The sequence below is a fragment of the Acidithiobacillus sp. HP-11 genome (genome assembly GCF_015100075.1).
Classification (GTDB): Bacteria; Pseudomonadota; Gammaproteobacteria; order Acidithiobacillales; family Acidithiobacillaceae; genus Acidithiobacillus; species Acidithiobacillus thiooxidans.
Genome location: NZ_JACKYY010000088.1, coordinates 1 through 4173 on the forward strand (window position 1 = coordinate 1; position 4173 = coordinate 4173).

General features: G+C 49.3%; 3 protein-coding genes. All 3 read right to left on the reverse strand.

Annotation, left to right across the window (positions count from 1 at the left end):
• Positions 1–103 precede the first annotated feature (103 nt).
• The 3 genes from H7F08_RS14900 to H7F08_RS14910 all read right to left on the reverse strand — a co-directional run bounded on the left by H7F08_RS14900 (position 104) and on the right by H7F08_RS14910 (position 3778).
• Positions 104–514, reverse strand: coding sequence for a type II toxin-antitoxin system HigB family toxin (locus tag H7F08_RS14900; protein WP_319803982.1), 411 nt, complete (start codon positions 512–514; stop codon positions 104–106).
• A 158-nt stretch (positions 515–672) separates the two neighbouring features.
• Positions 673–2901, reverse strand: a complete 2229-nt coding sequence (locus tag H7F08_RS14905) for a putative bifunctional diguanylate cyclase/phosphodiesterase (RefSeq protein ID WP_193640971.1) — start codon at positions 2899–2901, stop codon at positions 673–675.
• Between the two features lie 76 nt (positions 2902–2977).
• Positions 2978–3778: an EAL domain-containing protein gene (locus H7F08_RS14910; RefSeq protein WP_050816124.1), complete on the reverse strand. Its 801-nt coding sequence runs from the start codon at positions 3776–3778 to the stop codon at positions 2978–2980.
• Between the last annotated feature and the right edge of the window lie 395 nt (positions 3779–4173).

Consider the following 4173-nt stretch of genomic DNA (forward strand, 5'->3'; position numbering starts at 1 on the left):
CGTGGGCTCGGAGATGTGTATAAGAGACNGGTATTCTTTTCCACGGCGTACTCCTTATGTTGCTCTTTGAGTCGGAAACCCTTTGTAGCAACAGTACGCCACCTCATTCAAGCCAGTTGTAACGCGCCCGTACACCACTTTCGAGCATAGCTCCTGCGTCATAGTCTTTGTGAGTGCCGGCAAACTTTACATAGATAATCTGTAACTTGTATGACACAGCGACGATCAGCCGATAATCATTGCCTTTGATGTTGAAAACAACCCGGCGGTTCTTCAGCACGCCGGCACTAGGATACTGTGCCTTGATATCTGCGGGTTGAGTCCATGTCGCATTCACAACCTCCCCGTACCAAGCCCTTAGAGGCAGCTCGGCACTGGGGTGGAGCTTCCAGAAGTCCCGGAGCGTGGACACGGCAATAACTCGCATGGCAGGAGTCTGGTCCCAATATGGGACATGCGCAGGCATCTGGTGCTGAAGATAGGATGGCGAGGGCAATGCAGCGGAAGCGGTCATTCGGCGACTTGACCATCATGTTCTCCCAACTCATCACGATGGCTATAAATCGCAGTTTTTTGAGAATCGTAATCCCTGGTTTATCCTGCGATGACGAGCGCCAGTTGAAGATGCTCAAAAACGGTCTGATGAAGCACTAACAAGATTCCGGTTTCACCCTATGATGTCTGTTGTTTTTTGCTTTTTTCTTCAAAATAAGTTTTCACAATAGCCTGTTCAAAAGCCTCTACAGCTTGATCAACAACACTCCAATCTGCACCACTTGGAGCAGCCAGCATAAGGGCATCCATTACGGCAATGGCGCGGTGGTAATTTCGATGCAGATGATCCAGACGGTTTACGTTATCCTGTCCCAAGCGATGGATATCTCCATGGAGGGGGCAGACCGTGGCATCAGCCAGAGTCAGGTAATCTACTGCGCGTGGAGAGCGAATGATGGTTTTTTTCAGCGCTTCGTGTTGAGCAAGACGCGTAGCATACAGTCCAAGCAAACTGATGGGTCGATGTCGGTGCGGGAAAACGCTGTGCTTGAGGAATGCCTGCAATTCTGCGAACGGCATAGGCCTGGCAATGGCGTAACCTTGCAGAAGCGTGCTTCCCATAACGGTGACTGCATCCAGGATATCTTCAGTCTCTACACCCTCTACCACGAGATCTACCTGCATGCCGTTGGCCAGATCCTGAATGGTGTTCAAGAAATGAAGGTCCTGCGGTCGCTGTTCGAGGGAGCGGACAAAACCCTGGTCGAGCTTGATTTCGTCAATAGGCAGTTCCTTCATGCGGAGCAGAGAGCTGTAGGCACTTCCCACATCATCAAGCGCCAGGCGAAAGCCTAATGCTTTTATTTCCAGGAGCAATTCCAACGCGGTCTGCCGCTCCAGAAAATCCTCTCCCTCAAGAATTTCCAGTGTGATGCGTGATGCATCTACCGTGCTTTCGCCGAGTATTTCACGTAAGCAAGTGATGCAAGACCCCGACAGCGAACGTGGATCCAGATTGACGGAGACCCATAAAGGCCATCCTTGGGCATCCAGTATCGAGAGATCCTTCAATGCTTGGGTTAATACCTGTTTGTTGAGATCAGAAAAGTCTTCACCGTGTAATTGCGGCAAAAACCGGGCTGGAGGCCAAATAGTCCCGTTTTCATCCCGCAGGCGTGCCAAAGCTTCGATGCCGACTATCTTGCCTTTGCGGCTATCCAGAATTGGTTGATACCAGACCTCCAATGCGCCGTTATCCAGCAGGACCTGTGCGGGATTACGCTGATCTGCGAAGTTTTCCTCACCGAAAAGTGCCCAGCAATTTTCTCGATCCGCTTTGTGGGCTTTGATTTCATAGAGCGCCTGATCAGACCAGCGCAACAGCTGATCCGCTTGGTCTGTATCGGCAAAAGGATACAGCACGACACCCATACTTGCCCCAACCTGAACGCTTTCACCATTACTCAGAAGGATCGGTGTGGTGATGGTCCCTTCAATTTTTTTAAGGAGTTGCGCAAGGTCTGCATGCCCCGCCAAATCTTCCAGCAGGAGTACGAATTCATCGCCCCCGTAACGGGCAATAAAATCAGATTTGCGCAACATATCGGTCAAACGTTTACCTAAGGTCACCAATACTTCATCGCCTATCTCATGACCATAGGTGTCATTGATTGGCTTAAAATCGTCCAAATCCAGCATACAGACCGCCAGAAGACGATTGTGACGAATGGCGCGGAGCATGGCTTGCTCCATCTGCGTTTCCAGCGCCCGTCGATTGGGCAGATCGGTTAAAGCATCGGTATGCGCTAGATTTTTGAGGGTTTCCCGATACTGTTGTTCATTTCGACGTGTTTCCAGATGCTCCATGGCATCAGCAATGAACACAGCCATCTTTTCCGCACTGTCGGCCATGAGTTCCGGCGGCTCATCTTGTAAGCCGCTCAACACCAGCACCCCCCAAACAGCGGCATGTCGATGGATCGGCGTGGCCAGAAGCCACTGGATGCCAATGGCTTCTATCGCCTGTCGCCATCCAGCCAGATCGGGATGTTGCAAATATTCGCTGTGCACATAGTCAGTCACGAGCAAGGTACGGTCCTCAACCTGAGCCCGTGCCGTCATGCTGCGCGCATGAGGATGGTCTGGCGAAAACAGTACAGCAACATTCTCCAGAACTATTTGTTGTACTGGACCGGAAACCGCTAAAGGCCGCAAAATGTGACCGGTATCGGCCCGAGCGATGGCGCAGGTATGAAACAGCCCGCTTTGATCCAGACTGCTCAACATCTGGTCCATAAGCCGCTTTTGGGCCTGATCCCAAGGCAGGTCTACACTTCCTGCGAATGGGGCCTTACTCATGCTGGAAAAAATATCTAACCAGATTTTTAGGGGGGATTGATTATCCATTGAACCTTTTTGGTTGATCGAAGTAACTCCTTCTTCACTGGGAAAGCTATCGGGTGATATATGCCATGCTGTATAATTATTCAGACCTTTCTGCTGAATGCGCGGAGGTAATGTAACATTCGTCGGGTACCTCTGGCAGCGTTTCAAATCCAGGCTTCGCAAACCAATATCCCTGAAACAGGTCAATACCTTGCATACGCAACCAGCGATATTCCGCAAGCGTTTCCACACCTTCTGCCAGAATGCCGATATTCAGTTCCCGGCAGGTCAGTTGTATACCATGGACAATGGCCTGACGGCGTTCATGTCGGTCAATATCAATAATCAGCTCCCGGTCGAGTTTGATATAATCGGGCAGGTAGTTCGCCAGCAAATTGAGCCCCGCATAACCCGCACCAAAATCATCGATAGCCGTTCGAAATCCTAATTTTTGATAATAATCAATGATACGGCGAAGATGTTCATGATCCTGGATTTTTTCACCTTCGGTAACTTCAAAAACGATCTGACTGATGGGAAACCCGTACTTTTCTGCAGCCCAGAGGGTGGTGCGGATACACTGTTCAGGCTGATAAACGGCATTGGGGAAAAAGTTGATGTTCAGATCACAGGACATCCCCAGCTTTGCGGCAAGTTGTACCGCTTTTATCCGACAATTCTGATCAAAGCGATAGCGATTGGCATCGTTGAGTTGTTCGAGGATGGAAGACGCCGGTTCACCTTGTGGTCCGCGCACCAGTGCCTCGTAGGCAACCACGCGACGTTCCCCTGCATGCACGATGGGTTGGAACGCAAAGGTAAATTCGAAGCCCAATGGCTCTTCCTCCTTGCAGCGGCTGCAAGAAGGTTTCAGCGAAAGTGTATCTGGCGTATGCATGGATGGATAGTCTCCTGTATTTACAATATCATGACATTTTAAAAAATATTCATTAAAAATCATTATAATAGTGAACATTCTCATGATAAATAGATTAACAAAAAATTAAAACACTCCATTATATTAATAAAGAAATTGCTTCATATGTGTTACAGGTGTCACAATACTTAGAGATTTCCGCTAGTTCAAGTGTTTGCCCTAAAAGAAGAGCAATCCTGTTGCCAGGATGTACATGAGTAATCATATTCATGATGCAGGCATGAGAGGCGACACGCACATGAATACCCGAGCTATGCTCGAAAGTGGTGTACGGGCGCGTTACAACTGGCTTGAATGAGGTGGCGTACTGTTGCTACAAAGGGTTTCCGACTCAAAGAGCAACATAAGGAGTACGC